14 protein-coding genes are annotated in these 14,773 nt (G+C 71.0%); 10 read left to right on the top strand and 4 right to left on the bottom strand.

Annotated features, from left to right (window positions below; translation table 11 throughout):
• The first annotated feature begins 71 nt into the window (after positions 1 to 71).
• Entirely contained in the window at positions 72 to 1,325 is a 1,254-nt protein-coding gene (locus IE308_RS22295) for a pyroglutamyl-peptidase I (RefSeq protein ID WP_190219280.1), read from the top strand.
• Here IE308_RS22295 and IE308_RS22290 read toward each other — a convergent pair.
• Both IE308_RS22290 and IE308_RS22285 read right to left on the bottom strand, forming a co-directional pair.
• Positions 1,276 to 2,142: an EI24 domain-containing protein gene (locus IE308_RS22290; protein WP_190219279.1), complete on the bottom strand. Its 867-nt coding sequence runs from the start codon at positions 2,140 to 2,142 to the stop codon at positions 1,276 to 1,278. The genes IE308_RS22295 and IE308_RS22290 overlap by 50 nt on opposite strands.
• Positions 2,143 to 2,185: 43 nt before the next feature.
• A complete protein-coding gene (locus IE308_RS22285) occupies positions 2,186 to 2,665 on the bottom strand; it encodes a MarR family winged helix-turn-helix transcriptional regulator (protein ID WP_110627967.1) in 480 nt (159 codons plus the stop codon).
• 89 nt (positions 2,666 to 2,754) lie between these two features.
• Here IE308_RS22285 and IE308_RS22280 point away from each other — a divergent pair, with 89 nt between their 5' ends.
• Both IE308_RS22280 and IE308_RS22275 read left to right on the top strand, forming a co-directional pair.
• Positions 2,755 to 3,783, top strand: coding sequence for an NADP-dependent oxidoreductase (locus tag IE308_RS22280; protein ID WP_110627968.1), 1,029 nt, complete (start codon positions 2,755 to 2,757; stop codon positions 3,781 to 3,783).
• A gap of 119 nt (positions 3,784 to 3,902) precedes the next feature.
• On the top strand, positions 3,903 to 4,322 hold the full coding sequence (locus IE308_RS22275) for an organic hydroperoxide resistance protein (RefSeq protein ID WP_110627969.1): 420 nt from the start codon (positions 3,903 to 3,905) through the stop codon (positions 4,320 to 4,322).
• A 30-nt stretch (positions 4,323 to 4,352) separates the two neighbouring features.
• Here IE308_RS22275 and IE308_RS22270 read toward each other — a convergent pair whose 3' ends face one another.
• Positions 4,353 to 5,501 carry a serine hydrolase domain-containing protein gene (locus IE308_RS22270; protein ID WP_190219278.1) on the bottom strand — a complete coding sequence of 383 codons (1,149 nt, stop codon included), beginning with the start codon at positions 5,499 to 5,501 and terminating at the stop codon, positions 4,353 to 4,355.
• Positions 5,502 to 5,702: 201 nt separating this feature from the next.
• Here IE308_RS22270 and IE308_RS22265 point away from each other — a divergent pair, with 201 nt between their 5' ends.
• Positions 5,703 to 6,113 (top strand): RidA family protein, encoded by a 411-nt coding sequence (locus IE308_RS22265; RefSeq protein WP_110627971.1) that lies wholly within the window; start codon positions 5,703 to 5,705, stop codon positions 6,111 to 6,113.
• A 19-nt stretch (positions 6,114 to 6,132) separates the two neighbouring features.
• Here the strand turns inward: IE308_RS22265 and IE308_RS22260 are convergent, their stop codons facing one another.
• Positions 6,133 to 7,107: an SCO2400 family protein gene (locus IE308_RS22260; protein WP_190219277.1), complete on the bottom strand. Its 975-nt coding sequence runs from the start codon at positions 7,105 to 7,107 to the stop codon at positions 6,133 to 6,135.
• A 283-nt stretch (positions 7,108 to 7,390) separates the two neighbouring features.
• Here IE308_RS22260 and IE308_RS22255 point away from each other — a divergent pair, with 283 nt between their 5' ends.
• The 6 genes from IE308_RS22255 to mmsB all read left to right on the top strand — a co-directional run bounded on the left by IE308_RS22255 (position 7,391) and on the right by mmsB (position 14,754).
• Positions 7,391 to 8,557: a mandelate racemase/muconate lactonizing enzyme family protein gene (locus tag IE308_RS22255; RefSeq protein WP_110627973.1), complete on the top strand. Its 1,167-nt coding sequence runs from the start codon at positions 7,391 to 7,393 to the stop codon at positions 8,555 to 8,557.
• Positions 8,554 to 9,558 (top strand): zinc-dependent alcohol dehydrogenase, encoded by a 1,005-nt coding sequence (locus IE308_RS22250; RefSeq protein ID WP_190219276.1) that lies wholly within the window; start codon positions 8,554 to 8,556, stop codon positions 9,556 to 9,558. The genes IE308_RS22255 and IE308_RS22250 overlap by 4 nt, the downstream gene beginning before the upstream one ends.
• A gap of 135 nt (positions 9,559 to 9,693) precedes the next feature.
• The gene (locus IE308_RS22245) at positions 9,694 to 10,662 is read left to right on the top strand and encodes a glycosyltransferase family protein (protein WP_190219275.1); all 969 of its coding nucleotides are present in this window, start codon (positions 9,694 to 9,696) and stop codon (positions 10,660 to 10,662) included.
• Between the two features lie 158 nt (positions 10,663 to 10,820).
• Positions 10,821 to 11,927, top strand: coding sequence for a multiple monosaccharide ABC transporter substrate-binding protein (gene chvE / locus IE308_RS22240; RefSeq protein ID WP_110627976.1), 1,107 nt, complete (start codon positions 10,821 to 10,823; stop codon positions 11,925 to 11,927).
• 32 nt (positions 11,928 to 11,959) lie between these two features.
• Complete coding sequence (gene mmsA, locus IE308_RS22235; protein ID WP_190219274.1) at positions 11,960 to 13,510, top strand: multiple monosaccharide ABC transporter ATP-binding protein; 1,551 nt, start codon at positions 11,960 to 11,962, stop codon at positions 13,508 to 13,510.
• On the top strand, positions 13,507 to 14,754 hold the full coding sequence (gene mmsB, locus IE308_RS22230; RefSeq protein ID WP_110627978.1) for a multiple monosaccharide ABC transporter permease: 1,248 nt from the start codon (positions 13,507 to 13,509) through the stop codon (positions 14,752 to 14,754). The genes mmsA and mmsB overlap by 4 nt, the downstream gene beginning before the upstream one ends.
• The last annotated feature ends 19 nt before the right edge of the window (positions 14,755 to 14,773 follow it).

Below are 14,773 nucleotides of genomic sequence, written 5' to 3'. Positions count from 1 at the left end.
CCCGTCCGTCACGCGATACTGCGCGCGTCCCGCACCACGCGCCCCACCGCGACGGAAGGACCCCGACTCCCGTGCGTTCCCCCCGCCTTCGCACCCGCCTGCTCCTTCTCGCCCTGCTCGCCGGGCTCACCGCCCCGGCCCCGGCCACCGCGGCGGCTGCCGAGGCGCCACCCGCCCCCACGGTCGAGGAGCAGCGCCTGGACCGGGCGGCGCCCCGGGAGATCCTGCGCCGGTCCGGATTCGACGCCGTGGCACCGGAGTTCGCCCGCGCGCTGGACCGGGCCCGCTCCTTCGCGCAGGCCCGCCGGGTCGTCGTACGGGAGGGCTCGCGGTTGTGGCGGCGGGCCGTGGACCGGGCGCAGGGCCGGGGTCCGGCGGGCGGGGACCTGAGCCGGGACGACGACCGCCCGCTGTACTGGGCACGGCTGGCGCTGACGCGCGAACTGCGGCTGCGGCAGCCCGGGTTCGCGGTCGACGCCCGTCAGCGTGCGGCCCTCGTCGACGCGTTGGAGGACACGTCCCGGGGCCGGACGGACATCCGCCTCCGGAGGGCGTCCGACGGCGTCCGACGTGTCCTGCTGACCGGGTTCGACCCCTTCACCCTCGACCGGGACGTGCGGATCTCCAACCCGTCCGGGGCGAGCGCCCTGGCCCTGGACGGCACGGTGATCGAGACGGCGGACGGCCCGGCGCGGGTGGAGACGGTGGTGTTCCCGGTGCGCTGGCAGGACTTCACGGACGGCGCGGTGGAGCGGACGCTGCGCCCGGTGCTCCCCCGGGTGGACCTGTTCACCACGGTCAGCCAGGGCCGGGTGGGCCGCTTCGACATCGAGCGGACCAACGGGGCGTGGCGGGGCGGCTTCCCCGACAACGACAACGTCGGCCGGACGGAGACGATCCCGGTGCCGGATCCGGCCTCGCAGCCGCAGTGGACGACGACGACCCTGCCGTACGCGCGGATCGTCGCGGCGGACACGGGCCGTTTCCCGGTGTACGACAACACGTCGGTGACGGAGATCCCGGCGGGCGGCACCGCGCCGGTGGTCCGCCCGGACGGCCCGACGCCGGGCTCGACGGCCCGGGCGGGCGGCGGGGGCGACTACCTGTCCAACGAGATCGCCTACCGGGCGACCCTGCTGCGCGACCGGCTCGGCCTGCACGACCGCCTGCCCGGCGGCCATGTGCACACGCCGGTCCTGCAGTTCGGGGCGGGCAACACCGATCCGGCGACGGGCGCGGTCACGGACCCGGAGTTCGTCCGCAACCGGCTGGACATCATCGCCCAGGTGCGGGCGATCCTGCGGGCGGCCGCGGAAGGGTCGTAGCGCTTCCGCCGTTCCCCTCGCCGCCGTTGTCCTCGCCGTCCTCCTCGTCGCCGTCGGTCCCCTCGCCCCCGGTCTCCTCGCCGAGCAGTTCGCGGGCGAGCAGCGTGGCGCCGGCGACCGCGCCCGGCATGAGGAACACGGCGACGAACGGGACGAGGAAGGCGAGGCCGAGCGGCGTGCCGAAGCCCCAGACGAGCATCTTGCGGGAGCGGAGCAGGGCGAGCCGTTCCCGCAGCTCGACGCCGCGGCGCTGGAGGGCGACGGCGGTGAGTTCCTCGGTGAGGAAGAAGCCGGTGACGAAGAAGCCGACCACCGGTACGACGGTCTGCCCGGCGACGGGCACGAAGCCGAGCACGAACAGCAGCACGCCCCAGATCCCGGCGCGGACCAGGATGCGCAGGCTGTCCCGCGCGGAGATCCACAGTTCACGCCAGAGCGGCAGCGCCGACACGGGTGCCGTGCCGTCCCGGGACACGTCCCGGTCGACGGACTCCGACAGGCTCTCGTAGAAGGGCTGGCCGATGAGCAGCGTGACGGCGGTGAAGGTGAGGACGGCGAGGAGCAGCCCGAGCGCGAACAGCACGGCGGTGAGGAAGCCGCGGAAGAGGCCCTGCCAGGGGCCGTCCCAGTCGTCGGCGAAGGGCGTCGCCCAGGCGACGGCGTCCTCGCCCCACAGGGCGAGGGCGACGAGTGCCGCCGCGTAGAGCACGAGCGTGATCAGCCCGGGCAGGAGTCCGAATCCGTACTGCCTGCCGTGCCGGGCCACCCAGCGCTGCCCCTTGAGAAGATGACCGAAACCCGCCCCGAGATCACGCATGGCGGAAACTCTATCGGCCGGCCGGCGGGGGCCTCGTCCCCGCTCAGCGGCCGGAAGCGCCCAGGTCCACGGCGGCGTCCGCGGCGTCCTCCCCCAGCATCCGGCGCAGCAGGTCGCGCAGCGCCAGCCGCTCCTCCTCGGTCAGGGCCGCGAGCGGCTCGCGGGCGAAGCGGAGGGAGTCGCGCAGGGTGCGGGCGATGCGGCGGCCCTCGTCGGTGGCGACGGCGACCTTGACGCGGCGGTCGGCGGGGTCGGGGCGGCGCTCGACCAGGCCGCGCGCTTCGAGGCGGTCCACTATGCCGGTGACGTTGGACGGCTCGCACTTGAGCTTGTGGGCCAGCTTGCGCATCGGCAGCGGCTCCAGCGTGAGCAGGCCGAGGAGCTTGGCCTGGGCGCCGGTCAGCGCGTGCTCGGCGGCGGCCTCCTCGTACTCCTCGTGGTAGCGGGCCACGACCGAGCCGATGAGGTCCACGACCTCCAGGGTCAGGGCGTCGGGGCGGCGGGTGGTGTGCGGGGTGGCCATGGATCCAGGATACCCCGTTACTTGACAAACTGAAATTTTCAGGCGCATGGTTGTTTCAGGTACTGAAGTAAATCGGAAAGGCCTCTGGCATGATCAACCGCGAATGGCACCTGCTCTCCCGCCCGGTCGGCTGGCCCAAGCCGGAGGACTTCGCCCTGGTGGAGGCCGAGGTGCCGACGCCCGGCGAGGGACAGGTCCTGGTCCGGAACAAGTACCTCTCCGTCGACCCGTACATGCGTGGCCGGATGTCGGCCGCGAAGTCGTACGTCGCCCCGTTCGAGCTGGGCAAGGTCATGCAGGGCGGCGCGGTCGGCGAGGTCGTCGAGTCGCGCGCCGAGGGCATCGCCGCCGGCGACCACGTCCTGCACTTCCTCGGCTGGCGCGAGTACGCGGTCGTGGACGCGAAGAACGCCGTCAAGGTCGGCCCGACCGCCGTCCCCGCCCTCAAGGTCGAGTCCGGTGACGTGCCCCTGTCCGCCTACCTCGGCGTCCTCGGCATGACCGGCCTGACCGCCTACGCGGGCCTGCTGCGCACCGCCTCCTTCAAGGAGGGCGACGCCGTGTTCGTCTCCGGCGCCGCCGGTGCCGTGGGCAGCCAGGTCGGCCAGATCGCCAAGCTCAAGGGCGCCTCGCGGGTGATCGGCTCGGCCGGCTCGGACGAGAAGGTCAAGCTGCTGGTGGACGAGTACGGCTTCGACGCCGCGTTCAACTACAAGAACGGGCCGGTGAGCGAGCAGCTGCGGGCCGCCGCCCCGGACGGCATCGACGTCTACTTCGACAACGTGGGCGGGGACCACCTGGAGGCGGCGATCGGGTCGCTGAACCAGGGCGGCCGGATCGCCGTCTGCGGCATGATCTCCGTCTACAACAACACCGAGCCCGCCCCCGGCCCGCGCAACCTCGCCCGGCTGATCCAGACCCGCGGCCGCATCGAGGGCTTCCTCGTCGGGGACCACTACGACCTGCAGCCGCAGTTCGTGCAGGAGGTCGCCCCGTGGGTCGCCTCGGGCGCGCTGAAGTACCGCGAGACGGTCGTCGAGGGCGTCGAGAACACCCTGGAGGCGTTCCTCGGGGTCCTGCGCGGCGACAACATCGGGAAGATGGTCGTCAAGCTCTGAGTCCCGGGTCCGGCCCGCCCGGACCTTTCCGGGAGCTTCCGGCATGCGGTAACTTCTTTCCGAAATCCGCCGTCGATCGTGGGCGCGAGTCGCGGCGGACCGAGGAGGAAGACAACCGCATGCCCATTTCGCAGTCCGACGTCCTGTACACCGCCGTCGCCACCGCCGAGAACGGCCGCGACGGCCGGGTCGCCACCGACGACGGCCGGCTCGACGTCGTCGTGAACCCGCCGGCCGAGATGGGCGGCAGCGGCGCCGGCACCAACCCGGAGCAGCTGTTCGCCGCCGGTTACAGCGCCTGCTTCCAGGGCGCGCTGGGCGTCGTCGCCCGCCAGGAGGGCGCCGACGTCTCCGGCTCGACGGTGACCGCCAAGGTCGGCATCGGCAAGAACGACGAGGGCTTCGGGATCATCGTGGAGATCTCCGCGACCATCCCGAACGTGGACGCGGAGACGGCCGCGAGCCTGGTCAAGAAGGCGCACGAGGTGTGCCCCTACTCCAAGGCGACCCGCGGCAACATCACCGTGACGCTCGTCTGAGTCCCGGCTCCCGTCCGCCGGGCGGTGCGGTCAGCCGTGCCTGAGCGCCGCCCGGTGCACGGCCCTCACCAGTGCGGTGTTCTCCGGCGCCGCTCCCCCGGGAAAGGCCATCCGGCGCCGCGTGTAGCCGTAGGCCAGTCCGCTGCGCGGGTCGGCGAAGCCCTGGGAGCCGACGGCACCGCTGTGGCCGATCGCGCCGGCGCCCAGGAACGGGTACCAGGTGTCGGCGGTCGCCTGGAAGCCGACCCCGAAGGACTTGTGGGTGCGGCCCACCAGGTCGTGACCCGTGGAGTGGATCTGCCCGAACTCGGCGAGCGTGTCCGGCTTCAGCAGCGGCGGACGCCCGTCCACCTCGCTGATCATCGCCGCGTACATCCCGGCCAGACCGCGCGCCGACGCCACCCCGCCCGCCGAGGCCGGTCCCTTGGCGCGCACGGCACGGGAGTTGGCGTGGTCCTCCAGCTTCCCCGGGTCCGGCACATGCGTGTTGAAGGCGATCGAGGCGAGCGTGTGCGGCCCGTCCGGCCGGGCGTCGATGGCGGCCTGCTGCTCCGGCGTCGGCAGCATCGGCTGCACGGACCGGAAGCGCGGCTCCTCGTCCTCGGGCAGCCCCAGGTAGAAGTCCAGCCCGTACGGCGCCCGGACCCGGTCCTCGTAGATCTCCTGCAGCGTGCGGCCGGTGGCCCGGCGCACCACCTCACCGGCCAGCGCGCCGATGACCAGCGCGTGGTAGCCGAAGGCGGTGCCGGGGCGCCAGAACGGCTTCTGGTCGGCGAGGCGTTCGGCGATGGCCCGGTCGTCGGCCAGCTCCTCCCGGGTGAACCCGGCGTCCAGCCCGACCAGCCCGGCCCGGTGCGCGAGCAGGTCCCGCAGGGTCAGCGCGCCCTTGCCCTCGGCGGCGAACTCCGGCCAGTAGTAGGTCACCTTGCGGTCCAGCTCCAGCGTGCCGTCCTGCACCAGCAGGGCGACCACGAGGTGCGCGGCGCCCTTTGTCGAGGAGTACACGCCGTAGAGGGAACGGGCGTCCCCGCCCGCCCACAGGTCGACGACCTTGCGCCCGTGCACGTAGGCGCACAACTGGCCCTCGTAGTCCGGGCGTTCCCGGCCGACGAACGCGGCGAACTCCTCCCGCGCCGTCTCGAACCCGTCCGCGACCGTGCCGTGGATCTCCTGCGTCATCCGCTCTCCTCACCGAGTGCGCTGCTCGCGCGTGCCGTGACCCCCTCCGCAATTCTGAGGTCTTGGAGATCGGTACGGCGAGAGATACCGGCCGGACTCAACCGGGCGGAGTCAGTGCCCGCCGCGGACCCGCAGGAATGGATCAGGGCCCGCCGTGGCTGTCGGACGTGGATTACACCGATCTGAGGGAGTGTCATCGTCATGTCCGCAACGCAGCCCGCCGTCGACCGTGTGCGTGTGTCCGCGAAGCCCGACTGGTACGAGTCGGCCGGCATCTCGCTCGGCATCCGGGTCGGGAACCTGGTCTTCACCTCGGGCCAGGCCCCGATCGACGACCGGGGGGCCACGGTCGGTGTGGGGGACTTCGAGGCGCAGGCCCGCCAGGCCCTCGCGAACCTGTCCACGGTGCTGACGAACGCGGGCTCCAGCCTCGCCGACACGGTGAAGGCGACCGTGTTCGTCACCGACATCACGCGGCAGGACGTCTACGCCCGGCTGCGCGCCGAGCACTTCCCGGACGAGCCGCACCTGGCGGAGTCGTTCGTCGAGGTCTCCTCGCTCGCCGACCCGGAGTGGATGATCGAGATCGAGGCGATCGGCCTGGTCCGCTGAGGTACGGGTACGGGTTCCTCTAGGTGCACCACCACAGGAACCGGTCGCAGGTCTGCGTCGGCTCCGGGTCCGGGGCCGGGGGCGTCGTCGTGGGCGGCTCGGCCGTCGGGGTCGGGGTCTCGTCGGGCCGGCCGCCGGAGGAGTCGGACGTGGTGGTCGGCGCGGGCGCCTCGGCCGTGGCGGGCGGTGCCGACGACGCCGTGCCGTCCGGGGACGGGGACGCCGAGCCGGTGGCGGACGCCGAGACCGACGGTGACGCGGAGGCCGAGGCCTTCACAGAGGCCGACGCGGGGGCGTTCGTGCCGAGGACGTCGTCGATGGGGCGGGCCGGGTCCGTGCCGCCCGGCTCCGGCGCCTCCGAGGCGCCGCCGTCCGTCGTGTCGCCGTCGGCCGCCGCCGGTTCCGGGGACGAGAAGCCCGGCGCGTCGATGCCGAGTTCGGCGAGGCTCAGGCCGCCCGCCGCCAGGACGAATCCGGCGGCGACGAGGATCGTGCGGCGGCGGCGCCGGCGGTGTGCCGCCGCCTTGCGGTCACGGCGGCTGGCGGCCGCGGCGGCGGAGTCCGGCTCGTCGTCCTCGATGTCGTCCACGTCCTCCGGGGCGTCCGGTACGCGTCCCCGGCGGCCGCCCCTGCCCCCTCGGCGGCGCGCGGCCGCCCGGCCCTCCCAGGGCTCCTGCGCGCCCGCTGCGGCCTCTTCGGGGGTACGGCCGCCGGTGGCGTCCTCGTCGGCCGTCGCGGCGGTCCCGGCGGCTCCGTCGGCCCCGCCCGCGCCGGCGTCGTAGGAGTCGTACGGCTCGCTGTACGGCTCGGCGGGCTGCTGGTCGTACGCGGGGTACGCATGGCCGGTGCCGTATCCGGCGTATCCGCTCTCCGTGCCGTATCCGCCGCCATATCCCCCCGACCCGGTCGTACGGAGCTGTTCGACGGGAATGCCGCAGCCCGGGCAGGCCAGGGCTCCGTTGAGGTGGCGGTGGCAGGAGTGGCAGAAGTCCATGACGCGGGAAGACTAAGTTCCCGAACGGTGCCGTTCCTAGGCACCCCTGTGAAGGTTGTGTGGGGGAGCGCGCGCCGGGGCGCGCCAAGCCGGTCCATCCGCGCCCATCCCGTCCGCACCGGCGCGAAAGCGGCGTTCGAAAAAACGGACGCCGAAAACTGTCGAAAGCGTTCTGTGTGCCACCCATTGACACGCCCGCCGCCCCCTCCTTACTGTCACGCCAGCATTTCGAACGTGTGACGAAATTTCGAACACGAGCCGACGTTCACGAGGGGTCAACAGCGTGCGCATCACCGGAATCAGCACACACGTGGTCGGGACGCCCTGGCGCAACCTGACGTACGTCCAGGTGCACACCGACGAAGGGATCACAGGAGTCGGCGAGACCCGGATGCTGGGCCACACCGACGCTCTGCTCGGCTACCTGAAGGAAGCCGAGGTCAACCACATTCTCGGCTCGGACCCGTTCGCTGTCGAGGACCTGGTCCGCCGGATGAAGTACGGCGACTACGGGCGGGCCGGCGAGATCGTCATGTCGGGTATCGCCGTCGTCGAGATGGCCTGCTGGGACATCAAGGGCAAGGCCCTCGGCGTGCCGGTGTGGCAGCTGCTCGGCGGCAAGGTGACCGACAAGGTCAAGGCCTACGCCAACGGCTGGTACACCACCGAGCGGACGCCCGAGGCCTACCACAAGGCCGCACGCGGGGTCATCGAGCGCGGCTACCGGGCGCTGAAGATCGACCCCTTCGGCACCGGGCACTTCGAGCTGGACCACCAGCAGACCCTGTACGCCGTCTCCCTCATCGAGGCCGTGCGCGACGCGATCGGCCCGGACGCCGAGCTGATGCTGGAGATGCACGGCCGGTTCTCGCCCGCGACCGCGGTGCGCCTGGCCAAGGAGCTCGCGCCGTTCAAGCCCGCGTGGCTGGAGGAGCCGGTGCCGCCGGAGAACCTCAAGGCGCTGGAGAAGGTCGCCGCCAAGGTCGACATCCCGGTCGCCACCGGTGAGCGCATCCACGACCGGATCGAGTTCCGCGAGCTGTTCGACAGCCAGTCCGTCGACATCATCCAGCCGGACGTCGGCCACATCGGCGGCATCTGGGAGACCCGCAAGCTCGCCGCCACCGCCGAGACCCACTACATGCTGGTCGCGCCGCACAACGTGGGCGGCTCGGTGCTCACCGCGGCCTCCCTCCAGGTCGGGTTCACCTCCCCGAACTTCAAGATCCTGGAGCACTTCAACGACTTCGCCGACGCGGAGATCAAGAAGGTCGTCAAGGGCGCTCCCCAGGTGAACCCGGAGGACGGCTGCTTCCACCTGTCCGACGCGCCCGGCCTCGGTGTCGAGCTGGACGTCGACGCCGCCGCCGAGTTCCCGCAGCAGCGCGCCCACTTCGACCTGTGGGCCGAGGGCTGGGAGAAGCGCCAGCCGAAGGCGACCGAGAAGTGAGCACCGCCGTCGTCATCGAGGCGCCGGGCGAGCACCGGCTGGTGCCGCACGAGCCCCGGCCGCCGGAGGCCGGCGAGGCGCTGGTGCGGGTGCACGCCTCGGGGATCTGCGGCAGCGACCGCGAGGTGTACCAGGGCAACCGGCCCGAGGGGTACGTCCGTTACCCGCTCACGCCCGGCCACGAGTGGTCGGGCACGGTGGAGGCCGTCGGCGCGGGGGTGCCCGCGTCGCTCGTCGGGCGCAAGGTGGTCGGCGAGGGTTTTCGCAACTGCCAGGTCTGCGACCGCTGCCATGCCGGGGACACCACGCTGTGCACCGCGGGGTACGAGGAGACGGGGTTCACCCAGCCGGGGGCCATGGCCGCCACGCTGACCCTGCCGGCCCGGCTGCTGCACGTGCTGCCCGACGACGCCGACCTGACGGCGGCGGCGCTGCTGGAACCGGCGGCCTGTATCGCGGCCGCCGCGCTCAAGGCGAACGTCCGGCCCGGTGAGCGGGTCGCGGTCGTCGGCACCGGGACGCTCGGCATGTTCGCCGTGCAGTTCCTGCGGGCCGCGTCGCCGGGCGAGCTGCTGGTGGTCGGCACGCGGCGGGACCGCGAGGAGCTGTCCCGGCAGTTCGGCGCCACGGACTTCCGCACCAAGGACGAGGAGCCGGGCGGCGGTTTCGACGTCGTCGTCGAGACGGCCGGGTCCGCCGACGCGGCCCGCACGGCCGCGGCCCTGCTGCGGCGCGGCGGCCGGCTGGTGCTGACGGGTATCCCGGCGCCCGGCGCGGACGGGCTCGACCCGACCGATCTCGTCGTACGGCAGCTGGAGGTGCACACCGTCTTCGGGGCGCCGCCGGAAGCCTGGGCCCACACCTGCCGGGTGTTCGCCGCCGGGCTGCTGGACCCGCGTCCGCTGGTCACGCACGAGCTGCCGCTCGCCGAGTTCGCCCGGGCCATCGAGCTGGTGGGGTCCGGCGACCCGAAGGTGGGCAAGGTTCTGCTGCACCCGTAGGCAGCACGTCCGTCGAGACGTACGCCGGTACGGGGACGACCTGACGGTCCCCGTACCGGCGTACCACCAGCCCCGCACGCCGTAAGTGACGAACCTCGTCCGACATACCGAACACCAGGACTCTAAGGACACCTTGTGACCGACCCTTCCGCCACGGCAGCCCGACGTCCCGGCGAGCAGGCGCTCGCCGCGCTCGGTCTCGGCGCGCCCGCGCCGGACCCCGCCGACGCCTCGCCGCACTCCTTCCCCGGCGGCGGCCGCTGGCGCACCGAGATCCCCTCGTGCGAGGGTCCGGAGGCGCTCGCGGTGGTCCTGAAGGAGGCCTCGCGGCTCGATGTGCCGATCCACCGGATCAGCCAGGGCAGCGGCGTGTGGATGCTGACCGACGCCGAGATCACCGAGATGATCGAGGCCACCGCCGAGCGTGACATCGAGCTGTGCCTGTTCACCGGGCCGCGCGGCACCTGGGACATCGGCGGCTCCACCCGTACCGACTCGCGCGGGGCCGGACTGCGTGCCCGCGGCCACGACGCCGTCGCCGGGTGCGTCGAGGACGCCGTACGGGCCACGGAACTGGGTGTGAAGTGCCTGCTCGTCGCCGACGAGGGTGTGCTGTGGACGCTGCACCGGGCGCGCACCGAGGGCATCATCCCGGCCGACACCACGCTGAAGGTCTCCGCGCTCATCGGGCCGGTGAACCCGGCGAGTTACGCGGTCTACGAGCGGCTCGGCGCCGACTCCGTCAATGTGCCGAGCGATCTGACGCTGGATCACCTCAGCGAGATCCGGCGGGTGTCGGCCGCCCCGATGGACATGTACATCGAGGCGCCGGACGACCTCGGCGGCTATGTGCGGATGTACGAGGTCGCCGAGCTGATCCGGCGCGGGGCGCCGCTCTACCTGAAGTTCGGCCTGTCCAAGGCGCCCGGCATCTACCCGTACGGCCACCACCTGCGGGACGTGACCCTGGCCACCGCCAAGGAGCGGGTGCGGCGGGGCCGGCTGGCGCTGGACCTGCTGGCGCGGCACGGGGCCGACGGGGACATGGCGCCGCTCGGGTCGCGGCTGCCCGGAACCCTCCAGCGCTTCGAAACACGTTCATAAATTTTCGGACACGCCCCCTTCACAGAAGCAGACGTAGCCCAACAGAATCCCACACATCTGTTCGGCCGACCTACCCCGGGGACCCACCCGACCGACCGCACCCCCAGCGTTGCCGCACCGCCCGACCAAGCCGTGCTCCTACATCAAGGAAGATGACCATGCGCAACCGCAGAGCCGCCCTCGCCGCCATAGCCGGAGCCGCTTCCCTCGCCCTCTCCCTGACCGCCTGCGGCCAGAGCGGCGAGGGCGGCAGCAAGGAGGACACGGGGTCCGCCAAGGGCGGCACCATCGGCATCGCGATGCCGACCAAGTCCTCCGAGCGCTGGATCGCCGACGGCAACAACGTCAAGAAGGACCTGGAGTCCAAGGGCTACAAGACCAAGCTGGTCTACGGCGAGGACGACCCCGACCAGCAGGTCTCCCAGATCGAGAACCTGATCACCCAGGGCGTCAAGGCGATCATCGTCGCCGCGATCGACAACAAGTCCCTGGGCAACGTCCTGCAGCAGGCCAAGGAAGCGAACATCCCGGTCATCGCCTACGACCGGCTCATCCTCGGCACGCCCAACGTCGACTACTACGCCTCCTTCGACAACGAGAAGGTCGGACAGCTCCAGGCGAACTACATCGTCGACAAGCTCGGCCTGAAGAGCGGCAAGGGCCCGTTCAACATCGAGCTGTTCGCCGGCTCCAACGACGACAACAACACCAAGTACTTCTTCAACGGCGCGATGAGCGTCCTGAAGCCGTACATCGACAGCAAGAAGCTCGTCGTCCGCTCCGGCCAGACCGAGCTGACCCAGGTCACCACCCTGCGCTGGGACGGCGCCACCGCCCAGCGGCGCATGGACGACATCCTCACCAAGTCGTACAAGAGCGCGCACGTCGACGCGGTCCTCTCGCCGTACGACGGCATCTCCATCGGCATCCTCTCGGCGCTGAAGTCCGACGGCTACGGCTCCGGCAACAAGGCGCTGCCCGTGCTGACCGGCCAGGACGCCGAGCTGGCCTCGGTGAAGTCGATCATCGCCGGGCAGCAGACGCAGACCGTCTACAAGGACCTCCGCCAGCTGGCCAAGGTCGCCTCGAACATGGTCGACGCCGTCCTCAATGGCAAGAAGCCCGAGGTCAACGACACCAAGTCCTACGACAACGGCGCCAAGGTCGTCCCGTCCTACCTGCTCCAGCCGGTCAGCGTCGACAAGACCAACTACCAGAAGGTCCTGGTCGACGGCGGCTACTACACCGCGGACCAGCTCAAGTAACCGGGCACCCTCAAGGATTGGAAGGCACGACCATGGCGGGACCCGTCCTGGAAATGCGCTCGATCGTCAAGACCTTTCCCGGTGTCAAGGCGCTGTCGGACGTCACACTGACCGTCCGTCAGGGCGAGGTCCACGCCATCTGCGGGGAGAACGGCGCCGGCAAGTCGACCTTGATGAAGGTGCTCTCCGGCGTCCATCCGCACGGCAGCTACGAGGGCGAGATCCTCTTCGAGGGAGAGGTCTGCCGGTTCAGGGACATCCGCGCGAGCGAGGAACACGGCATCGTGATCATCCACCAGGAGCTGGCCCTCGTGCCGTTCCTGTCGATCGCGGAGAACATCTTCCTCGGCAACGAGCACGCCTCGCGCGGCTTCATCAACTGGAACGACACCCTCAGGCACGCCACCGAGCTGCTGCGCCGCGTCGGTCTCGACGAGCACCCCGAGACCCGCGTCGCCGACATCGGCGTCGGCAAGCAGCAGCTGGTGGAGATCGCCAAGGCGCTGTCGAAGAAGGTGAAGCTGCTCATCCTCGACGAGCCGACCGCGGCGCTCAACGACGAGGACAGCGGCAAACTCCTCGACCTGATCCTGCAGTTGAAGGACCAGGGCATCACCTCGATCATCATCTCCCACAAGCTGAACGAGATCCGCAGGGTCGCCGACTCGGTCACGATCATCCGGGACGGGCGGTCCATCGAGACGCTCGACGTGAAGTCCGAGGAGACCACCGAGGACCGCATCATCAGCGGCATGGTCGGCCGCGACCTCGACAACCGCTTCCCCGACCGCACCCCGCACCACCCGGAGGAAGGCGCCGCCCCGGCGCTGGAGATCCGCAACTGGACCGTCCACCACCCGATCGACCAGCAGCGCAAGGTCGTCGACGACGTGTCGATCGAGGTGCGCCGCGGCGAGATCGTCGGCATCGCCGGGCTGATGGGCGCCGGCCGCACCGAGCTGGCGATGAGCGTCTTCGGCCGCACCTACGGCCGGTACGCGGGCGGCACGGTCCTCAAGGACGGCGAGGAGATCCGCACCCGGACCGTCGCGGAGGCGGTCGCGCACGGCATCGCGTACGTCACCGAGGACCGCAAGCACTACGGCCTCAACCTCATCGACACCATCAACCGCAACATCTCGCTGACCGCGCTGAGCAAGGTGGCGAAACGCGGGATCGTCGACGAGCACGAGGAACGGCAGGTCGCCGAGGGCTACCGCAAGTCCATGAACATCAAGGCGCCGACCGTCTTCGAACCGGTGGGCAAGCTGTCCGGCGGCAACCAGCAGAAGGTCGTCCTCAGCAAGTGGATCTTCGCCGGTCCCGACGTGCTGATCCTGGACGAACCCACGCGCGGTATCGACGTCGGCGCCAAGTACGAGATCTACACGGTCATCGACCAGCTCGCCGCGCAGGGCAAGGCGGTCGTCTTCATCTCCTCCGAGCTGCCCGAACTGCTCGGCATGTGCGACCGCATCTACACCATGGCCGCCGGGCGGCTCACGGGCGAGGTCCCGCGGGCCGAGGCCACGCAGGAAGTGCTGATGCGCCAGATGACGAAGGACAAAGAGGTAACGCGATGAGCACCGAAGTGACCAAGAGCCCGGCCGCCGCCCCGCCGGGCGCGGGCGGGAGCGGGGGCGCGGCGGGTGAGAACCTGCTCCAGCTGGTGATCGGCGGTCTGCGCCGCAACATGCGGCAGTACGGCATGCTGCTGGCGCTCGGCCTGATCGTCGCCGTGTTCGCGGTGTGGACCGACGGCGACCTGCTGCTGCCGCGCAACGTCTCCAACCTGGTCCTGCAGAACAGCTATGTGCTGATCCTGGCGATCGGCATGATGCTGGTGATCATCGCCGGGCACATCGACCTGTCGGTCGGATCGGTGACCGCGTTCGTCGGCGCCTTCGCGGCCGTACTGACCGTGGAACACGGCGTCTCCTGGCCGGTCGCCGTCGTCCTGTGCCTGCTGGCCGGTGCCGCGGCGGGCGCCGCGCAAGGGTTCTTCATCGCCTACCTCGGCATACCGTCGTTCATCGTCACCCTCGCCGGCATGCTCATCTTCCGCGGGTTCACCGAGATCCTGCTGGAGGGCCAGACCCTCGGCCCGTTCCCGGACGGCCTGCAGAAGATGGGCAACGGCTTCCTGCCGGAGGTCGGCCCGCACACCAACTACCACAACCTCACCCTGCTGCTGGGCCTCGCCCTGATCGTCTTCGCGGTCTTCCAGGAGGTCCGCGACCGCAGGCGGCAGCGGGAGTTCTCGCTGGACGTGGTCCCGCTCAACCTGTTCCTGCTGAAGCTGGTGTCGATCGTCGCCGCGATCCTCGTGGTCACGATGCTGCTCGCCAGCTACAAGGGAGCGCCGATCGTCCTGCTGATCCTGGGCGCGCTGGTGGTCGGCTACGGCTACGTCATGCGCAACTCGGTGTTCGGCCGGCACATCTACGCGATCGGCGGCAACCTGCCGGCGGCCAAGCTGTCCGGCGTGAAGGACAAGAAGGTCACCTTCTTCGTCTTCCTGAACATGGGCGCGCTCGCGGCCCTGGCGGGTCTGGCGATCGCCGCCCGTCTGAACGCGGCGTCCCCGAAGGCCGGCCTCAACTACGAACTCGAGGCGATCGCCTCGTCGTTCATCGGTGGCGCGTCCATGAGCGGCGGTGTCGGCACCGTCCTCGGCGCGATCATCGGCGGCCTCGTCCTCGGCGTGCTGAACAACGGCATGAACCTCCTCAGCGTCGGCACCGACTGGCAGCAGGTCATCAAGGGCCTCGCCCTGCTGGCCGCGGTCGGGTTCGACGTGTGGAACAAGCGCAAGTCCGGTTCGTAAGTCAGCCAGGGCCCCGCGG

Source organism: Streptomyces griseosporeus, from assembly GCF_014656055.1.
GTDB lineage: Bacteria > Actinomycetota > Actinomycetes > Streptomycetales > Streptomycetaceae > Streptomyces > Streptomyces griseosporeus.
This window is presented reverse-complemented; position numbering and strand designations above follow the sequence as displayed.

Excerpts from the sequence above, each read along its gene's own strand:
- IE308_RS22280 (WP_110627968.1), top strand. The coding sequence starts at position 2,755 with ATGATCAACCGCGAATGGCACCTGCTCTCCCGCCCGGTCGGCTGGCCC.
- chvE (WP_110627976.1), top strand. The coding sequence starts at position 10,821 with ATGCGCAACCGCAGAGCCGCCCTCGCCGCCATAGCCGGAGCCGCTTCC.
- IE308_RS22270 (WP_190219278.1), bottom strand. The coding sequence starts at position 5,501 with ATGACGCAGGAGATCCACGGCACGGTCGCGGACGGGTTCGAGACGGCG.
- IE308_RS22275 (WP_110627969.1), top strand. The coding sequence starts at position 3,903 with ATGCCCATTTCGCAGTCCGACGTCCTGTACACCGCCGTCGCCACCGCC.
- mmsB (WP_110627978.1), top strand. The coding sequence starts at position 13,507 with ATGAGCACCGAAGTGACCAAGAGCCCGGCCGCCGCCCCGCCGGGCGCG.
- IE308_RS22290 (WP_190219279.1), bottom strand. The coding sequence starts at position 2,142 with ATGCGTGATCTCGGGGCGGGTTTCGGTCATCTTCTCAAGGGGCAGCGC.
- IE308_RS22285 (WP_110627967.1), bottom strand. The coding sequence starts at position 2,665 with ATGGCCACCCCGCACACCACCCGCCGCCCCGACGCCCTGACCCTGGAG.
- mmsA (WP_190219274.1), top strand. The coding sequence starts at position 11,960 with ATGGCGGGACCCGTCCTGGAAATGCGCTCGATCGTCAAGACCTTTCCC.
- IE308_RS22265 (WP_110627971.1), top strand. The coding sequence starts at position 5,703 with ATGTCCGCAACGCAGCCCGCCGTCGACCGTGTGCGTGTGTCCGCGAAG.
- IE308_RS22260 (WP_190219277.1), bottom strand. The coding sequence starts at position 7,107 with ATGGACTTCTGCCACTCCTGCCACCGCCACCTCAACGGAGCCCTGGCC.